Consider the following 16,826-nt stretch of genomic DNA (forward strand, 5'->3'; position numbering starts at 1 on the left):
GAACGAACCTATGGAAATTTTTAAATATATGGAGACTTACGATTACGAACAATTGGTATTCTGCCAAGATGAACAATCCGGATTAAAAGCGATCATCGCGATTCATGATACGACGCTCGGCCCTGCACTCGGCGGAACAAGAATGTGGACATATGACAGTGAAGAAGCGGCGATTGAAGATGCACTGAGACTCGCAAAAGGCATGACTTATAAAAATGCGGCTGCCGGTTTAAACTTAGGCGGCGGGAAAACCGTTATTATCGGAGACCCGCGCAAAGATAAAAATGAAGAAATGTTCCGCGCGTTCGGCCGCTACATCCAAGGCTTAAACGGAAGGTATATTACGGCGGAAGACGTCGGCACCACCGTTGAAGATATGGACATTATTCATGATGAAACAGACTATGTAACCGGAATTTCTCCGGCATTCGGTTCATCAGGAAATCCGTCCCCGGTTACGGCGTACGGCGTCTACAAAGGGATGAAAGCCGCAGCGAAAGCGGCGTTTGGCACTGATTCACTGGAAGGTAAAACAATTGCCGTGCAGGGCGTGGGAAATGTGGCTTACAATCTATGCCGCCACCTTCACGAAGAAGGCGCTTCTTTAATCGTAACGGATATCAATAAAGAATCTGTTAAACGTGCCGTTGAGGACTTCGGCGCCCGCGCAGTTGATCCCGGCGACATTTACTCACAGGCGTGCGATATTTATGCCCCATGTGCTCTCGGCGCCGTCATTAACGATGACACGATTAAACAGCTGAAGGCGAAAGTCATTGCGGGAGCGGCCAATAACCAGCTGAAAGAAACACGTCACGGCGATACCATTCATGAAATGGGAATCGTGTACGCTCCGGATTATGTCATCAATGCAGGCGGCGTCATCAATGTGGCCGATGAGCTTTACGGCTACAATGCTGAGCGGGCTTTGAAAAAAGTTGAAGGCATCTATGCAAACATTGAGCGGGTGCTCGATATTTCCGCGCGTGACGGCATTCCGACATACTTAGCGGCCGACCGTCTGGCTGAGGAACGAATTGAACGCATGCGCCGTTCAAGAAGCCAGTTTCTGCAAAACGGCCAAAGTATATTAAGCAGACGATAGGAATTTGATCTGGAGGTATGAAAATGTTCGAAAAGGAAAAACGCATTCTCATTCTGAATCCAGGCTCAACATCAACGAAAATCGGTGTCTTTCACAATGAACGCTGTATCTTTGAAAAGACGCTGCGGCATCCCGAAGAAGAGCTGAAAACATTTAACGGCATTATCGACCAGTACGAATTTCGAAAAATAAGCATTCTTGAGTCTTTGCACGAACAGGGCATCAACATTTCAAAGTTTGATGCCGTTTGTGCCAGGGGCGGCCTGCTCAGACCGATTGAGGGCGGCACATATGAAGTGAATGACGCCATGATCACTGATTTGAAAAACGGCTACAACGGCCAGCATGCTTCTAATCTGGGCGGAATTATTGCCAGGGAAATAGCTGACGGACTAAATATCCCCGCGTATATCGTCGATCCGGTCGTGGTGGATGAGATGACTCCGCTCGCTAAAGTATCAGGGATGCCTGAAATCAAGCGGAAAAGCATTTTTCATGCTTTGAACCAAAAAGCTGTTGCCCGTCAGGCGGCGGCGTCCCTCGGCAAACGGTATGAACAGATGAAGATGATCGTCACTCATATGGGCGGCGGCATCACAGTCGGTGTCCATGATTGCGGACGGGTGACGGATGTCAACAACGGGCTTCACGGAGAAGGGCCCTTCAGCCCGGAGCGCGCGGGAACCGTTCCTGCGGGTGATTTGGTGGAGATGTGTTTTTCCGGCAAGTATTCAAAAGCCGATATGATGAAAAAACTTGTCGGCACGGGCGGACTCTCCGGCTATCTGGGGACAACGGACGCGGTGAAGGTGGAAAAACGCATTCAGGCCGGAGATGAGCATGCGAGGCTCATTTATGACGCCATGGCTTATCAAGTAGCAAAAGAAATCGGGGCGGCAAGCGCCGTATTAAAAGGAAAAGTAGACATTATCGTCCTGACGGGCGGATTGGCGTACGGGAAAAGTTTCGTATCCGCCATCAGATCGTACATAGATTGGATTTCGGATGTACTGGTGTACCCGGGAGAAAATGAACTGCAATCTCTCGCGCAAGGCGCGCTTCGGGTTTTAGCCGGTGAGGAGCAGTCAAAGCAATATCAGATCGGCGAAGGAGTGAAAACAAATGGCGACTGAATATGATGTGGTCATTCTGGGCGGCGGGACGGGCGGTTATGTAGCCGCCATCAGAGCGGCCCAGCTCGGCTTAAAAACGGCCGTTGTAGAAAAAGAAAAGCTCGGCGGAACATGCCTGCATAAAGGATGTATCCCGAGTAAAGCGCTGTTAAGAAGCGCGGAAGTGTACCGAACCGCAAAGGAAGCGGCAGCATTCGGCATTGAAACGGAAGGTGTCTCCCTCCGCTTTGACAGCGTGCAAAAACGAAAGCAGGGAATCGTTGACCGTCTGGCCGGCGGTGTCGCCCACCTGATGAAAAAGGGGAAGATTGATGTATTCAACGGGTACGGACGTATGCTCGGCCCTTCCATCTTCTCACCTCTTCCCGGTACGGTTTCTGTCGAATACGCAAATGGTGAAGAAAACGACATGCTGATACCGAAACAATTGATTATCGCAACCGGTTCAAGGCCGAAAATGCTGCCGGGTTTAGAAGCAGACGGTACATATATTCTGACATCAGATGAAGCGCTTGAGCTTGAACGTCTGCCCCAATCCATGATGATCGTCGGCGGCGGTGTCATCGGAATTGAATGGGCATCCATGCTGAACGATTTCGGCGTCAATATCACTGTGATTGAATATGCGGACCGCATTTTGCCGACTGAAGACCGTGATATTTCAAGCGAGATGGAAAAACTGTTAACGAAAAAAGGAATTAAGATCGTAACGGGTGCGAAAGTGCTTCCGGATACATTGGAAAAAGCGGACGGCGTTTCAATTGCCGCTGAAAAGAATGGAAAAAAAGAAACGTATCACGCGGAACAAATGCTTGTTTCCATCGGCCGCCAGCCGAACATTGAAGGGATCGGCCTTGAAAACACGGATATTGAAGCGGAAAACGGTTCTATCATCGTGAACGAAGCCGGGCAGACGAAGGAATCGCACATTTATGCGATCGGTGATGTTGTCGGCGGTCTTCAGCTTGCACATGTGGCCTCCCGTGAAGGCATCATTGCCGTTGAGCATATGGCGGGTCTTAATCCGGCTCCGCTTGATGCAGCTCTTGTGCCGAAATGCATTTATTCAAATCCGGAAGCGGCGAGTGTCGGTCTGACAGAAGAGGAAGCAACCCGAAAAGGACATGAACTGAAGATCGGGAAGTTTCCGTTCATGGCAATCGGAAAGGCTCTTGTATACGGAGAAAGCGATGGCTTTGTGAAAATCGTCGCCGATCGGAATACAGATGATATTCTCGGTATTCATATGATCGGCCCGCACGTCACCGATATGATCTCTGAAGCGGGGCTTGCCAAGGTGCTCGACGCGACTCCTTGGGAAATCGGCCAGTCCATACATCCGCATCCGTCGCTTTCAGAAGCGATTGGAGAAGCTGCGTTAGCCGCAGACGGAAACGCGATTCATTTTTAAAAGGAAAGAAGGAGGGGTTTGAATGACTACAAACCGCCATCAAGCATTAGGGCTCTCTGACGAAGAAGCCGTTGAAATGTATAGAACCATGCTGTTAGCCAGAAAAATCGACGAAAGAATGTGGCTCTTAAACCGCTCGGGCAAAATTCCGTTCGTTGTTTCATGTCAAGGACAGGAAGCGGCTCAAGTAGGCGCGGCCTATGCTTTAAACCGTGATACCGACTATGTGCTTCCTTACTACAGAGATATGGGAGTTGTGCTTGCATTCGGTATGACTGCAAAGGACTTGATGATGTCCGGTTTTGCGAAAGCGGCTGACCCGAACTCAGGCGGAAGGCAGATGCCGGGCCACTTCGGGCAAAAGGAAAACAGAATCGTAACGGGCTCATCCCCTGTGACAACGCAGGTGCCTCATGCAGTCGGAATCGCGCTTGCGGGACGCATGGATAAAAAGGATATCGTCTCTTTCGTTACCTTTGGAGAAGGATCTTCCAACCAGGGGGATTTTCACGAAGGGGCAAACTTTGCCGCCGTGTATAAATTGCCGGTCATTTTCATGTGTGAAAACAATAAGTATGCTATTTCTGTTCCGTATGACAAACAGGTGGCGTGCGAAAATATTTCCGACCGGGCGGCAGGCTACGGCATGCCGGGAGTCACAGTTGACGGAAACGACCTGCTGGAAGTTTACCGGGCCGTGAAAGAAGCGCGCGAACGGGCATCTAAAGGCGAAGGTCCTACATTAATAGAAACGGTTTCCTACCGGTTGACGCCCCATTCCAGTGATGACGACGACAGCAGCTACAGAGAACGCGAAGAAGTAGAAGAAGCAAAGAAACAGGATCCGCTTCTTTTATACAAAGCATACTTGCAAGAAGCCGGGCTTCTAGGTGAAGAAGAAGAAAAGACCATGCTGGATGACATCATGGCTATCGTAAACGAAGCGACAGACGAAGCGGAGAAAGCGCCATACGCATCTCCTGAATCAACGCTTGATCACGTTTATGCGAAGTAGGGAGGAATACTTATGTCTGTAATGTCTTATATTGACAGTATTAATGCAGCAATGAAAGAAGAAATGGAAAGAGATCCGCGCGTATTTGTCCTCGGGGAAGATGTCGGGAGAAAAGGCGGCGTGTTTAAAGCCACGGCGGGTCTCTATGAACAGTTCGGAGAAGAGCGGGTGATGGATACGCCGCTTGCGGAATCAGCGATTGCCGGTGTCGGGATCGGCGCCGCGATGTACGGCATGCGCCCGATTGCCGAGATGCAGTTTGCCGATTTCATTCTGCCTGCGGTCAACCAAATCATTTCAGAAGCGGCCAAAATACGCTACCGTTCAAACAATGATTGGAGCTGTCCGATGGTCATCAGAGCGCCTTACGGCGGCGGCGTGCACGGCGCGTTGTATCATTCCCAATCTGTGGAGGCCATTTTTGCCAACCAGCCGGGTCTTAAAATTGTCATGCCTTCAACTCCTTATGACGCAAAAGGGCTGTTGAAAGCCGCAGTCCGTGACGAAGATCCGGTGCTGTTTTTCGAACATAAGAGGGCGTACCGTCTGATTAAAGGCGAAGTCCCTGCGGATGATTACGTCCTTCCGATCGGAAAGGCGGATGTAAAACGCGAAGGCAGCGACATTACTGTCATTACGTACGGATTATGCGTCCATTTCGCTCTGCAGGCTGCCGAGCGTCTTGAAAAAGACGGAATTTCCGCGCACGTATTAGATTTGCGTACGGTTTATCCGTTAGATAAAGAAGCCATCATTGAAGCTGCGTCTAAAACCGGAAAAGTATTGCTGATCACAGAAGATACGAAAGAAGGCGGTATTATGAGCGAGGTCGCCGCCATTATTTCTGAAAACTGCTTATTTGATTTAGACGCGCCGATCAAGCGGCTTGCAGGTCCTGATGTTCCGGCAATGCCTTATGCGCCGACAATGGAAAAATACTTCATGATGAATCCTGACAAAGCGGAAGCCGCGATGAGAGAATTAGCGGAGTTTTAAAGACGTAAGGAGGTTTTTGACATGGCGATTGAACAAATGGCTATGCCTCAGCTCGGAGAGAGCGTGACGGAAGGGACGATCAGTAAGTGGCTGGTATCCCCCGGTGATCAAGTGAATAAATATGACCCCATTGCGGAGGTCATGACGGATAAAGTGAATGCGGAGGTGCCGTCTTCTTTTACCGGTACGATTACAGAACTTGTAGGAGAAGAAGGCCAGACTCTTACAGTCGGCGAGATCATCTGCAAAATTGAAACGGAAGAAACGGAAACCGAAGAGGCGCCGAAGCGGGAAGAAGAGCAGAATACCCCTTCAGACACCGATGCAAACCGTCAAGGTAAAGATCAGTCAAATAAAGCGCGTTATTCACCGGCCGTGCTCAGATTAGCAGGAGAACACGGCATTCAGCTCGAAGAAGTTGAAGGAACGGGTGCAGGCGGAAGAATTACGCGAAAAGACATTCAAAAGATCATTGATTCGGGAATGCAGCAGAAGTCGGAAGCACCGGCGCCGGCTGCCGTTCAAACAACGCAACAAGCGCCGAAACAACAGCAAAAACAAGCGCTGGCTCCAGCTCTGTCAGCCGGTGATATTGAAATTCCGGTTACAGGCGTCAGAAAAGCCATCGCCGCCAATATGCATAAAAGCAAAACAGAAATTCCGCACGCCTGGACGATGATGGAAGTCGACGTCACGAACATGACGGCGTACAGAAACAGCATAAAAGACTCATTTAAACAGAAAGAAGGCTTCAATTTAACATTTTTCGCTTTCTTTGTGAAAGCGGCGGCGCAGGCTCTCAAAGAGTTCCCGCAGATGAACAGCATGTGGGCGGGAGACAAAATCGTCCAAAAGAAAGACATCAACATCTCCATTGCCGTTGCCACGGAAGATTCGCTGTTTGTTCCGGTTATTAAGCATGCTGATGAAAAAACGATTAAAGGCATAGCCAGAGAAATAACGGACCTTGCGAAAAAAGTGAGAAACGGAAAACTTACCGCGGAAGATATGCAGGGCGGCACATTTACCGTCAATAACACGGGATCTTTCGGCTCAGTTCAATCTATGGGCATTATCAACCATCCGCAGGCGGCCATTCTTCAGGTAGAATCAATCGTCAAACGTCCGGTTGTCATGAATAACGGGATGATCGCAGTGCGTGATATGGTTAATCTTTGCCTGTCTTTAGATCACAGAGTGCTTGACGGGCTCGTATGCGGCCGATTCCTCGGACGCGTCAAAGAGATCTTAGAAAACATTGATGAACATACGTCAGTCTATTAAAAAAACTCCTTTTGCCCGGGCGGCAAAAGGAGCTTTTTTATTTTCATTGTGAGTCCTCGGGAACAAGCATAGTGAGATGATGTTTTTTCACTTCGATCGTACAAGGCGTTGTTCCGTATACCTCGCCATCTGTATCCGCGTCCATTTCACGTCCGGTTTCGATTTCAATCCTGGAGGCCTGAATATAGGACAGCTCCCCTTTGAAATCATCAAATGAACCCTGCTCCATCGTCATCAGCTCCCGCAACGCGGCAAGGCTTGTGTTGCGGCAGATTAACACATCGGCTAAGCCGTCCCGGAGGCTGGCATCAGGCAGGGGAACTCTGTTTGTCCCGATATAATGCCCGTTCATGACAAGCACCATTACGGCTTCGTCTTCTTTCACCTCGCCGTCAATCGTCAATTTGACAGGAAACGGGTTCGCGCTTGTCATCGTTCGCAAGGCGCTCGTGAAGTAGCTGATTTTACCGAGCCATGCTTTTTCAGTTTCATTGATATGGCTTGATGCTTCGGTGATCAATCCGATGCCCCAGAAGTTCAGAAAATAGCCGTCATCCGTTTTACAGACGTCAATCATCCGTTTATGTCCGGCCGCGAGCGCTTCAGCGGCCTTTTGAAGGTTTTGCGGGATGCCGAGCGCCCGTGAGAAATCGTTGCACGTTCCTCCCGGCAAAATGCCGACAGCGGGCCTGTGATCAAGTTTGCTGATGCTGTTGATGCATTGATGCACAGTGCCGTCTCCGCCTAAAATATATAAATGGTCAACTGAACTGTCGAGGTTTTCACAATACTGACGGGCATCATCCTGATGTTTGGTCGGTTTAATCAAAAGTTCGTCAGCTGACTGGGCCAAAATGGGGACGACCGTGCCGAGCGTTTTATCAATCTGTTTTTGACCGGCGTTTCCGTTATAAATTAATACTGCTTTCCGTTGGCTCATACGACTGCTCCTTTATTTCAGACAATCTCTTTAACAAGTTTCCCGTTTTTAAAAGGTCATAAACTTACATCGGGTACATAAAAGGGACAAAAACAATTGGATATGAGCGGTGTCATTTGCCGATAGGGAGGTTCCTTGCTATCATAAGAAGAGATGATCAAAAAGGAGAGGTCCCAGTTGAATATGGATTTTAATTTATTTATGAATGATGTTGTGCGTCAAGCCCGCCAGGAAATCACGGCCGCCGGGTATACAGAGCTGAAAACCGCTGAGGAAGTGGACGAAGCGCTTTCGAAAAAAGGAACGACACTCGTTATGGTCAACTCTGTGTGCGGATGCGCAGGCGGTATTGCACGGCCTGCCGCGTACCATTCCGTACATTACGATAAACGCCCGGATCAGCTTGTGACGGTATTTGCCGGACAGGATAAAGAAGCGACAGCCAAAGCGAGAGAATACTTTGAAGGCTATCCGCCGTCCTCTCCGTCATTTGCCATTTTAAAAGACGGGAAAATCATGAAAATGGTGGAACGCCATGAAATTGAAGGCCATGAGCCGATGGCCGTCGTCACAAAACTGCAGGAAGCATTTGAAGAATATTGTGAAGAAGTATAAGTGAAAGAAAACCCCGGAGCCGAGCGCTTCCGGGGTTTTTTATATGGAATCTGTATAAATATAAATATTTATACGCCGGCATTCAGCTGTCACTAATCGGAAAAACAATGACTATAATAAACACAGAAAGGAAAATACATTTTTCAAAAATAGTATTGCATCACAATTAAAAAGTGTTTAAAATACAAGTTAACGAATAAATATTCAAATTTAAGAGATCAGTAGATATGGGGGAAATGAATCATGAAGAAATGGCTGTTGGTATTAGCTGCCGCATGTATCACCTTTGCGCTGTCCGCCTGCGGATCAGGCAATTCAGGCTCAGAGGGCGGAAAGAACAAGCTGATTATGGGTACATCGGCTGACTATAAACCATTTGAATATAAAGACGGCGATCAGATCACCGGGTTTGACGTTGATCTGGCAAAAGCTCTGGGCAAAAAGACCGGCTATGACGTTGAGGTGCAGGACATGGACTTCAACAGCCTGATTACAGCCTTAAAGTCCAAGCAGGTAGATATGATTTTATCTGGAATGACACCTACGCCGGAACGGAAAAAGCAAGTTGATTTTTCTGATATTTATTATACTGCTAACAATATGATCGTTACGAAAAAGGGAAGCAGCATTAAATCCCTGAATGATCTGAAAGGCAAAACCGTCGGTGTTCAGCTCGGCTCCATTCAAGAGGAAAAAGGCAAGAAGCTCGCTTCGAAATACGGTTTTCAGCTCGAAGACCGCAACCGGATCTCAGACTTAACGGAAGAGATCAAATCCGGGCGTTTTGATGCCGCGATTATCGAAGACATCGTAGCACAAGGCTATTTCAGTTCAAATAACGATCTGCAGGGCTTTGCGTCAGCAGATGCGAAATCAGACGAATCGGGCTCCGCGATTGCGTTCCGTAAAGACAGTGATCTGACAGCGAAGTTTAACAAAGCGCTGAAAGAAATGGAGAAAAACGGAGAAATCGAAAAACTGAAGAAAAAATGGTTCACCAACGAGAAATAAAAGAAAGCTCAACTTTTCGTTGAGCTTTTTATCTTGAATAAAGACAAAGGAGATCACACGTATGAATTTGGATTTCTCAGCGACAATCCCCCAAATTCCTTTTATATTGGAAGGCCTTGCGGTCACATTAAAAATTGTGCTCGTTTCAGCGGTCATCGGTCTTGTATTAGGAATCGTGCTCAGCTTATTTAAAATCAGCATGATCAGTCCGCTGAAATGGATTGCGGATTTTTATACTTCGATATTCCGCGGCACGCCGCTCGTGCTGCAGCTGATGATCATCTATTTCGGTATGCCGCAGCTTCTCGGCTTTCAGATCGATCAATTTTGGGCGGCGGTCACCGCATTATCGCTCAATTCAGCCGCTTACGTCTCTGAAATTATCAGAGCGGGAATCAACGCAATTGACAAAGGACAAAAAGAGGCTGCCGTCGCTCTCGGCGTGCCGTACGGAAAAATGATGAAAGATCTGCTGCTGCCGCAGGCGTTTAAAAACATTTCTCCGGCTATTATTAACGAATTAATCACCTTGACGAAAGAATCGGCGATCGTCACGGTAATCGGTCTCGGAGACATTATGAGACGGGCCTACCAGTCCGGCGCCGCAACATACAACTATTTAGAACCTCTTATTGTGGCGGGCTTAATCTATTACGTGCTCGTTTTGATCTTAGCATTCATCGGAAAAGGCGTAGAAAGGAAGCTGAAAGCCAATGATTAAGGTCGATAACCTGTCAAAATCATTCGGGAAACATGAAGTACTGAAAAACATTTCAACACAGATCGAAGAAGGGGAAGTCGTCGCTGTCATCGGCCCTTCCGGTTCCGGCAAATCAACGTTTCTGCGCTGCTTAAATCTGCTGGAAACCCCGAGCGGCGGAACGATTGCCATTAAAGAAAACGAAATCACCGCAGCTAAAACGAATAAACTGAAAGTGCGGGAAAATATCGGCATGGTATTTCAGCATTTTCATTTGTTTCCTCATAAAACGGTGCTTGAAAATATCACATACGCGCCGGTCAGCGTGAAGAAAGAGTCTAAAAAGGAGGCGGAGGAAAAGGCATGCGCTCTCCTTGAAAAAGTCGGACTGCTTGACAAACGGAACGACTATCCGAACCGTTTGTCAGGCGGACAGAAGCAGCGGGTCGCCATCGCGCGGGCGCTTGCCATGAATCCTGACATCATGCTGTTTGATGAACCGACCTCGGCTCTTGACCCGGAAATGGTCAAAGAAGTTCTTGAGGTGATGAAAGAGCTCGCGCAGACGGGCATGACAATGGTGATCGTAACGCACGAAATGGGATTTGCCAAAGAAGTCGCAGACCGCGTATTATTTATGGATGAAGGGACGATCGTGGAAGACGGTCAGCCGGAAGAATTTTTTCTTTCTCCGAAGTCAAAAAGAGCACAGGACTTTTTAGAAAAAATATTATAAAATATAACTGTAAGAAAAGAAGAAGAATGCTCTTCTTCTTTTTTTTGAGAAAGAAACAAACAGAATGGAGCAAGCAATGTTTAAAATCGGTTACCGGACACTAAAGACCGCACTTGGAACGGCGCTGGCCATTTATTTAGCCCAGCTGTTGCATCTGCAAAACTTCGCATCCGCAGGAATCATCACCATATTGTGCATCCAGATTACGCAAAAGCGGTCGCTTCAGGCCTCGTGGGCCCGATTTGCCGCCTGTTTATTGGCGATCGTCTTCTCATATGTCTTTTTCGGACTGATCGGCTATTATCCGTTTGCGATCGGAATATTGCTGGTGCTGTTCATTCCGACTACAGTCGTTTTAAAAATAAATGAAGGGATCGTCACCAGTTCAGTAATCATTCTTCATTTATATATGTCCGGCGGCATTACGATGGCGTTTATCTGGAATGAGTTCCAGCTGATCACCGTAGGTATCGGCGTCGCGCTGTTAATGAATCTGTATATGCCGAGCCTCGACAGAAAACTCGCGGCGTACAGGAAAAAAATCGAGGACAACTTTTCCGTCATCTTCGCCGAAATCGAACGGTATTTGTTAACTGGTGAGCAAGATTGGACGGGGAAGGAAATACCGGAGACGCATCAGATGATTCAAGAGGCGAAAAACCTCGCCTATCGGGACGTGCAGAATCATATTTTGCGCCATGAAAATCTCTACTATCATTATTTTAAGATGAGACAGAAACAATTTGAAATCATTGAACGGCTGCTGCCGAAGATTACCTCTATTTCAATAACGGTGGAGCAGGGAAAAATAATCGCCCATTTCATCCATGAATTAAGGGAAGCCATTCATCCCGGCAATACCGCTCATAAATTTTTAAAAAGACTTGCAGAAATGAGAACGGAATTTGAAGAAATGCCGCTCCCGGCAACGCGCGAGGAGTTTGAAGCGCGGGCGGCTTTGTTCCACCTCCTCGGTGAGATGGAACAATATCTCGTGATTAAAAGTTATTTCAAAGGCATCAAGCTGTAAAAAACATATGGATCAATCGCATGAGTCCTCCTTTCATTGGTCATTCTAATGAAAAAAGGAGGGGAGCCCATGCGATTTTTTTTATTGTCAGCCGCCCTGCTGCTGTCTCCGCTTTGGCCGCTTGGCGCGAACCCTTTGCCGGGTGACCCTTATATTATCGTCAATAAAGCCACAAACGCGCTTGCTGTTGTGAAGGATAACCGAATAGAAGGCATTTATCAGGTAGCGACGGGAAAAACGGATGATTTGACGCCTGAAGGAGAATTTACGGTAACGGTCAAAGCCGTCAATCCGTATTACCGGAAGAAAAATGTAGAGGGAGGCGCGCCGGAAAACCCGCTCGGCGTCCGCTGGATCGGTTTTGATGCGAAAGGCACCGACGGCAGAATATACGGCATTCACGGAACAAACAGAGAAGAGCTGATCGGGGGGTTTGTATCAAACGGCTGCATCCGTATGAAAAACCGGGATGTCATCCGTATTTTCCGGATTATCCCTCCCGGAACGAAAGTATTGATTACAAAAGAAAACCGCTCATTCGAGGACATTGCAATAGAGCGGAAAGCCCTCATAAAAAAGCAGGAAACCCCCTTGCAATGAGGCGCCTGCTTTTTTACCGCAAATACATCATAATGCCTGAGAGGAGGGTTGAAAGTATAAATACGCCCAAAATGACGATGACGGCGCTTTTCATAAATTTTTGAGACATTGTTTCACTCCTTAAGATTACTGTCTACCATTTTAACGTGTTTTGCTTGTATGAACAAGCCATATCCTATGGCGGAAAGCAGGTGGCCGCGCTATGAAAAAACTTGATCATGTCGGCATTGCCGTCAGCTCTATTGAAGCCGCGAGAGGATTTTACGAACGGATGCTCGGGCTTACGTATATGGGAGACGAGCTGGTAAACGGCCAAAATGTGAGAGTTGCTTTTTTAGAAGCGGGAGGCACAAAGCTTGAGCTGATTGAGCCGCTGTCGGACGCGTCTCCCGTCAGCTCTTTTTTACAGAAAAGAGGCGAAGGGCTGCATCATTTGGCATTCCGCTGCGCCGATATGAAGGAAACGATCAAGGAGCTTGAATCATGCCGCATGACCTTGATTCATCATGAACCGCAAAACGGAGCGGGCGGGAAGAAGATCGCATTTCTCTCTCCAAAAGAGGCGAACGGGGTCCTGATTGAGCTTTGTGAAACAATTGAAAAAGGAGAAACTCAAGATGAGCATGAGTGATCATATCAGACACTTAAACGAAAGACGTTCCTTTTTAACAAACGGCGGCGGAGCGGAAAAAAATGAAAAACAGCACAAAAAAGGCAAGCTGACGGCAAGAGAAAGAATTGACTATCTATTGGACGAAGACAGTTTTTCAGAGCTGCAGCCGTTTGCCAAAAGCCGCACGCCCGGGTGCCAGAATGCTCCGGGAGACGGCGTTGTTACCGGATACGGCACAATTGACGGACGGCCCGTGTATTTGTTTGCCCATGACTTTACCGTACTCGGCGGGACGCTCGGCGAGACACATGCGGAAAAAATCGCGGCGGTAATGGATCTGGCGGCGAAAAACAAAACCCCGATCATCGGGCTGAACGACTCAGGTGGTGCGAGAATTCAAGAGGGTGTGGTATCATTAAATGGATACGGTCATATCTTTAGGCGCAACGTCCTTTACTCGGGAGTGATTCCGCAAATTTCTGTCATCCTTGGGCCCTGTGCCGGCGGTGCTGTTTATTCACCCGCTTTGACGGATTTTGTGATTATGGCGGAACATACGTCGCACATGTTTATTACAGGCCCGAAAGTCATTGAACAGGTGACGGGTGAACAGATTGACGCGGAAAGTTTAGGCGGTGCGGGAATACATAATGTGATAAGCGGAAATGCCCACTATTCCGCACGAACGGAAAAAGAGGCACTTTCCGCTGTGAAAACCCTGCTTTCTTATCTCCCGCACGGCGGACAGACGGCATTACCCGTTAAAAAGGAAGACGCCAGACCGTTATTAAACACCCTCGTTCCCGCGGACAGTTCGAAACCTTACGATGTGTTACAGGTAATAAAAGAGCTGGCGGATGACGGAACGTTTTTTGACATTCAGCCGTATTTTGCCAAAAACATTGCTGTCGGTTTTCTGAAACTCGGACGGCGTACAGTCGGTGTTGTCGCAAACCAGCCGAAACACTTGGCGGGGAGCCTCACGATTGATGCCGCTGACAAAGCGTCGAGATTCATCCGTTTTTGCGACGCGTTTCATATTCCGCTATTGACGATCGCTGATGTTCCGGGATTTCTTCCGGGCCTTCAGCAGGAACATGCGGGAATCATCCGTCACGGAGCAAAATTGCTGTATGCTTTTGCCGAAGCGGCGGTGCCGAAAGTGACGCTCATCATCAGAAAAGCTTACGGAGGCGCCTATGTTGCCATGAATTCGAAAGGGCTCGGGGCAGATCTTGTATTCGCCTGGCCCAATGCGGAAATCGCCGTGATGGGAGCGGAAGGCGCGGCGTCGATTTTATACAGCAAAGACATACAGGCTTCTGGCGACCCGGAGAAGACGAAGCGCGAAAAAAAAGCCATATACGAAAAGGAAAACGCCGGTCCGTATAAAGCGGCGGCCTGCGGAATGGTGGATGATATCATCCGGCCGGAAGACTCGAGGAAAAAATTGATTCAGGCATTTGACATGCTTGCGCATAAGGAAGAGGAAAGACCGAAAAAAAAGCACGGTAATATACCGCTTTAAACGGAGGGAACTGAAAATGGTAAACGAAAAACGTCTGCTTGAAGAATTTCTTGAACTCGTTCAAATTGATTCAGAGACAAAACATGAAGCGGAAATCAGCAAGGTGCTCAAACAAAAATTCACTGATTTAGGATTGAGCGTAAAAGAAGATGATACAAAAGAAGTGACCGGGCATGGAGCCGGCAACTTAATCTGTACGTTAAAGGGCACAAAAGATGCGGATACGATTTATTTCACTTCGCACATGGACACGGTTGTTCCGGGCAAAGGCGTTAAGCCGATTGTGGAAGACGGCTATGTAAAATCCGACGGCACGACGATTCTCGGCGCTGATGATAAGACGGGTCTTGCCGCAATGTTTGAAGCCATTAAAGTGCTGAAAGAACAAAACATCGAGCACGGCACCATTGAATTCATTATCACGGCCGGAGAAGAATCGGGATTAGTCGGGGCAAAAGCAATGGATCGTTCAGACATTACCGCGAAATACGGTTTTGCGCTTGATTCAGACGGAAAAGTCGGCAACATTATTGTAGCCGCGCCGACACAAGCGAAAGTGAGAGCAACCATTTTCGGGAAAACGGCTCATGCGGGAGTGGAACCGGAAAAAGGCATCTCCGCGATTACCATCGCATCAAAAGCAATCTCTAAAATGCCGCTCGGCCGTATTGATAAAGAAACAACGGCTAATATCGGACGTTTCGAAGGCGGCACGCAAACCAATATCGTCTGCGACCAGGTTGATATTCTGGCTGAAGCGCGTTCATTAGTGCCTGAAAAAATGGAGGCGCAAGTGCAGAAAATGAAAGAAGCTTTCGAATCTGCTGCAGCTGAGATGGGAGGCCGCGCGGAAGTGGACATCGCGGTCATGTATCCGGGTTTCAAATATCAGGACGGCGATCAGGTTGTGGAAGTCGCGAAAAAAGCGGCGGCAAAAATCGGCCGTCCGAGCGAACTTCAGACAAGCGGCGGCGGAAGTGACGCAAACGTCATTGCCGGCCACGGCATTCCGACAGTCAACCTGTCAGTAGGCTATGAACAAATCCATACGAAAAATGAAAAAATGCCGATTGAAGAGCTCGTCAAAACGGCGGAAATGGTCGTTGCCATTATCGAAACAGCGGCCAACTAAAAACGAAGCACCCAGTTGATTGGGTGCTTTTTTCATTCTTCATGATAAGATAATTGGCTTAAAGCTTTGCAGATACAAGAAAAAAACCCTGCCGGATAGGTTCCGGCAGGGTTTCAGTATTATGATTTGGCGGGCTCCGCCTGAGCCGCAGCCTGTTTCTTTTTATGATGCGTCTGCTGTAAAAGTACGTTCTGCACTGTCAAAAACAGTCCGCTTGTAAACCAGTAAAGCGGCAGCGCAGCCGGTACGTTAAGCGAAAAAACGGTCATCATGACAGGGAAAATAAAGACCATGATTTTTGCTGACTGCATCGCGGCCGGATTTTGAGCAGCCGGTGAATATTTCTGGTTTAATTTGTGGGAAATATAAGCCTGTAAGAAATACATGGCCCCCGCGCACAGTGATACAAGAATATCAGAATGCCCTAAGCTGAACCACAGAAATGAGTGTGAAGCAATTTCCGGCGTTGAGCGGATGGCGTAATAAAAACCGATCAAAATCGGGAATTGCACCAGCATCGGAAGACATCCCATTGCCATCGGATTCAGATTGTGCTCACGGTAAAGCTTCATCATTTCCATTTGCAGTTCTTTTTGTTTTTCCGCATCTTTCGTTTGTTTTATTTTAGCCTGGATGCTGTCGACCTGCGGTTTGATCACAGCCATTTTTTCCTGGAACACCCGCTGTTTCTTAAATTGGTTCACAAACAAAGGCAATACAACGATCCGGACGATAATCGTCACCAGAATAATCGACAGTCCGTACTCACCGTGGAACAGGCCCGCCACCCCTTTTAAAAGTGCCGAAAACGGCTCGATCAGGTAATCGTGGAAAAAACCGATATTCCCGAGGCCTCCCGTCTGAGTCTGAGATGTCGCGGCAAAAGCCGAGCGGCCTGTGCACAGTACGATAAAAAACAATCCGAATGCAATCCATTTTTGATATGTTTTAGACAATTATGTCTCCTCCTTTTTATC

The 16,826-nt window shown here is 47.9% G+C and carries 18 protein-coding genes; 15 read left to right on the forward strand and 3 right to left on the reverse strand.

Annotated features, from left to right (window positions below; translation table 11 throughout):
- Positions 1–10: 10 nt before the first annotated feature.
- Genes bcd through ACWJJ5_RS13005 form a run of 6 tightly spaced genes read left to right on the forward strand, consistent with a single transcriptional unit; the run spans position 11 to position 6,944 of the window.
- Positions 11–1,105: a branched-chain amino acid dehydrogenase gene (gene bcd / locus ACWJJ5_RS12980; protein WP_003153209.1), complete on the forward strand. Its 1,095-nt coding sequence runs from the start codon at positions 11–13 to the stop codon at positions 1,103–1,105.
- A gap of 17 nt (positions 1,106–1,122) precedes the next feature.
- Positions 1,123–2,238, forward strand: coding sequence for a butyrate kinase (buk, locus tag ACWJJ5_RS12985; protein WP_094247799.1), 1,116 nt, complete (start codon positions 1,123–1,125; stop codon positions 2,236–2,238).
- Positions 2,228–3,649, forward strand: a complete 1,422-nt coding sequence (lpdA, locus tag ACWJJ5_RS12990) for a dihydrolipoyl dehydrogenase (protein WP_070082090.1) — start codon at positions 2,228–2,230, stop codon at positions 3,647–3,649. The genes buk and lpdA overlap by 11 nt, the downstream gene beginning before the upstream one ends.
- Positions 3,650–3,671: 22 nt before the next feature.
- Complete coding sequence (locus ACWJJ5_RS12995; RefSeq protein WP_070082089.1) at positions 3,672–4,664, forward strand: thiamine pyrophosphate-dependent dehydrogenase E1 component subunit alpha; 993 nt, start codon at positions 3,672–3,674, stop codon at positions 4,662–4,664.
- A 12-nt stretch (positions 4,665–4,676) separates the two neighbouring features.
- A complete protein-coding gene (bfmBAB, locus tag ACWJJ5_RS13000; RefSeq protein ID WP_003153216.1) occupies positions 4,677–5,660 on the forward strand; it encodes a 3-methyl-2-oxobutanoate dehydrogenase subunit beta in 984 nt (327 codons plus the stop codon).
- Positions 5,661–5,681: 21 nt separating this feature from the next.
- The gene (locus ACWJJ5_RS13005; protein ID WP_454022446.1) at positions 5,682–6,944 is read left to right on the forward strand and encodes a dihydrolipoamide acetyltransferase family protein; all 1,263 of its coding nucleotides are present in this window, start codon (positions 5,682–5,684) and stop codon (positions 6,942–6,944) included.
- 43 nt (positions 6,945–6,987) lie between these two features.
- On the opposite strand, the gene ACWJJ5_RS13010 is transcribed toward ACWJJ5_RS13005, so the two are convergent.
- The gene (locus ACWJJ5_RS13010; protein WP_014418333.1) at positions 6,988–7,884 is read right to left on the reverse strand and encodes a YegS/Rv2252/BmrU family lipid kinase; all 897 of its coding nucleotides are present in this window, start codon (positions 7,882–7,884) and stop codon (positions 6,988–6,990) included.
- Positions 7,885–8,061: 177 nt separating this feature from the next.
- On the opposite strand from ACWJJ5_RS13010, the gene brxB reads away from it, so the two are divergent.
- The 6 genes from brxB to ACWJJ5_RS13040 all read left to right on the forward strand — a co-directional run bounded on the left by brxB (position 8,062) and on the right by ACWJJ5_RS13040 (position 12,576).
- Complete coding sequence (brxB, locus tag ACWJJ5_RS13015; RefSeq protein ID WP_003153223.1) at positions 8,062–8,499, forward strand: bacilliredoxin BrxB; 438 nt, start codon at positions 8,062–8,064, stop codon at positions 8,497–8,499.
- Positions 8,500–8,742: 243 nt separating this feature from the next.
- Positions 8,743–9,510: a transporter substrate-binding domain-containing protein gene (locus tag ACWJJ5_RS13020; RefSeq protein WP_003153224.1), complete on the forward strand. Its 768-nt coding sequence runs from the start codon at positions 8,743–8,745 to the stop codon at positions 9,508–9,510.
- Between the two features lie 61 nt (positions 9,511–9,571).
- On the forward strand, positions 9,572–10,231 hold the full coding sequence (locus tag ACWJJ5_RS13025; RefSeq protein ID WP_069473495.1) for an amino acid ABC transporter permease: 660 nt from the start codon (positions 9,572–9,574) through the stop codon (positions 10,229–10,231).
- A complete protein-coding gene (locus ACWJJ5_RS13030; protein ID WP_003153229.1) occupies positions 10,224–10,946 on the forward strand; it encodes an amino acid ABC transporter ATP-binding protein in 723 nt (240 codons plus the stop codon). Before ACWJJ5_RS13025 ends, ACWJJ5_RS13030 begins: the two co-directional genes overlap by 8 nt.
- Before the next feature lie 76 nt (positions 10,947–11,022).
- Entirely contained in the window at positions 11,023–11,976 is a 954-nt protein-coding gene (locus ACWJJ5_RS13035; protein WP_003153231.1) for an aromatic acid exporter family protein, read from the forward strand.
- Positions 11,977–12,045: 69 nt separating this feature from the next.
- Positions 12,046–12,576 (forward strand): L,D-transpeptidase, encoded by a 531-nt coding sequence (locus ACWJJ5_RS13040; RefSeq protein WP_003153233.1) that lies wholly within the window; start codon positions 12,046–12,048, stop codon positions 12,574–12,576.
- A gap of 13 nt (positions 12,577–12,589) precedes the next feature.
- On the opposite strand, the gene prli42 is transcribed toward ACWJJ5_RS13040, so the two are convergent.
- Positions 12,590–12,685 carry a stressosome-associated protein Prli42 gene (gene prli42, locus ACWJJ5_RS13045; protein ID WP_007408390.1) on the reverse strand — a complete coding sequence of 32 codons (96 nt, stop codon included), beginning with the start codon at positions 12,683–12,685 and terminating at the stop codon, positions 12,590–12,592.
- 93 nt (positions 12,686–12,778) lie between these two features.
- Here prli42 and mce point away from each other — a divergent pair, with 93 nt between their 5' ends.
- The 3 genes from mce to ACWJJ5_RS13060 are packed head-to-tail and all read left to right on the forward strand — an operon-like array spanning position 12,779 to position 15,849.
- The gene (gene mce / locus ACWJJ5_RS13050; RefSeq protein WP_069473494.1) at positions 12,779–13,207 is read left to right on the forward strand and encodes a methylmalonyl-CoA epimerase; all 429 of its coding nucleotides are present in this window, start codon (positions 12,779–12,781) and stop codon (positions 13,205–13,207) included.
- On the forward strand, positions 13,194–14,717 hold the full coding sequence (locus ACWJJ5_RS13055) for an acyl-CoA carboxylase subunit beta (protein ID WP_370649019.1): 1,524 nt from the start codon (positions 13,194–13,196) through the stop codon (positions 14,715–14,717). The genes mce and ACWJJ5_RS13055 overlap by 14 nt, the downstream gene beginning before the upstream one ends.
- 16 nt (positions 14,718–14,733) lie before the next feature.
- The gene (locus tag ACWJJ5_RS13060; protein ID WP_003153237.1) at positions 14,734–15,849 is read left to right on the forward strand and encodes a tripeptidase T; all 1,116 of its coding nucleotides are present in this window, start codon (positions 14,734–14,736) and stop codon (positions 15,847–15,849) included.
- Positions 15,850–15,968: 119 nt separating this feature from the next.
- Here the strand turns inward: ACWJJ5_RS13060 and ACWJJ5_RS13065 are convergent, their stop codons facing one another.
- On the reverse strand, positions 15,969–16,805 hold the full coding sequence (locus tag ACWJJ5_RS13065) for a membrane protein insertase YidC (protein ID WP_454022447.1): 837 nt from the start codon (positions 16,803–16,805) through the stop codon (positions 15,969–15,971).
- Between the last annotated feature and the right edge of the window lie 21 nt (positions 16,806–16,826).

It is taken from the genome of Bacillus sp. JK74, assembly GCF_053663395.1.

Bases quoted from the DNA above. Each gene is read 5' to 3' on its own strand.
- bcd (WP_003153209.1), top strand. From the start codon at position 11: ATGGAAATTTTTAAATATATGGAGACTTACGATTACGAACAATTGGTA.
- buk (WP_094247799.1), top strand. From the start codon at position 1,123: ATGAAAATGTTCGAAAAGGAAAAACGCATTCTCATTCTGAATCCAGGC.
- lpdA (WP_070082090.1), top strand. From the start codon at position 2,228: ATGGCGACTGAATATGATGTGGTCATTCTGGGCGGCGGGACGGGCGGT.
- ACWJJ5_RS12995 (WP_070082089.1), top strand. From the start codon at position 3,672: ATGACTACAAACCGCCATCAAGCATTAGGGCTCTCTGACGAAGAAGCC.
- bfmBAB (WP_003153216.1), top strand. From the start codon at position 4,677: ATGTCTGTAATGTCTTATATTGACAGTATTAATGCAGCAATGAAAGAA.
- ACWJJ5_RS13005 (WP_454022446.1), top strand. From the start codon at position 5,682: ATGGCGATTGAACAAATGGCTATGCCTCAGCTCGGAGAGAGCGTGACG.
- ACWJJ5_RS13010 (WP_014418333.1), bottom strand. From the start codon at position 7,884: ATGAGCCAACGGAAAGCAGTATTAATTTATAACGGAAACGCCGGTCAA.
- ACWJJ5_RS13020 (WP_003153224.1), top strand. From the start codon at position 8,743: ATGAAGAAATGGCTGTTGGTATTAGCTGCCGCATGTATCACCTTTGCG.
- ACWJJ5_RS13025 (WP_069473495.1), top strand. From the start codon at position 9,572: ATGAATTTGGATTTCTCAGCGACAATCCCCCAAATTCCTTTTATATTG.
- ACWJJ5_RS13030 (WP_003153229.1), top strand. From the start codon at position 10,224: ATGATTAAGGTCGATAACCTGTCAAAATCATTCGGGAAACATGAAGTA.
- ACWJJ5_RS13035 (WP_003153231.1), top strand. From the start codon at position 11,023: ATGTTTAAAATCGGTTACCGGACACTAAAGACCGCACTTGGAACGGCG.
- ACWJJ5_RS13040 (WP_003153233.1), top strand. From the start codon at position 12,046: ATGCGATTTTTTTTATTGTCAGCCGCCCTGCTGCTGTCTCCGCTTTGG.
- prli42 (WP_007408390.1), bottom strand. From the start codon at position 12,685: ATGTCTCAAAAATTTATGAAAAGCGCCGTCATCGTCATTTTGGGCGTA.
- mce (WP_069473494.1), top strand. From the start codon at position 12,779: ATGAAAAAACTTGATCATGTCGGCATTGCCGTCAGCTCTATTGAAGCC.
- ACWJJ5_RS13055 (WP_370649019.1), top strand. From the start codon at position 13,194: ATGAGCATGAGTGATCATATCAGACACTTAAACGAAAGACGTTCCTTT.
- ACWJJ5_RS13060 (WP_003153237.1), top strand. From the start codon at position 14,734: ATGGTAAACGAAAAACGTCTGCTTGAAGAATTTCTTGAACTCGTTCAA.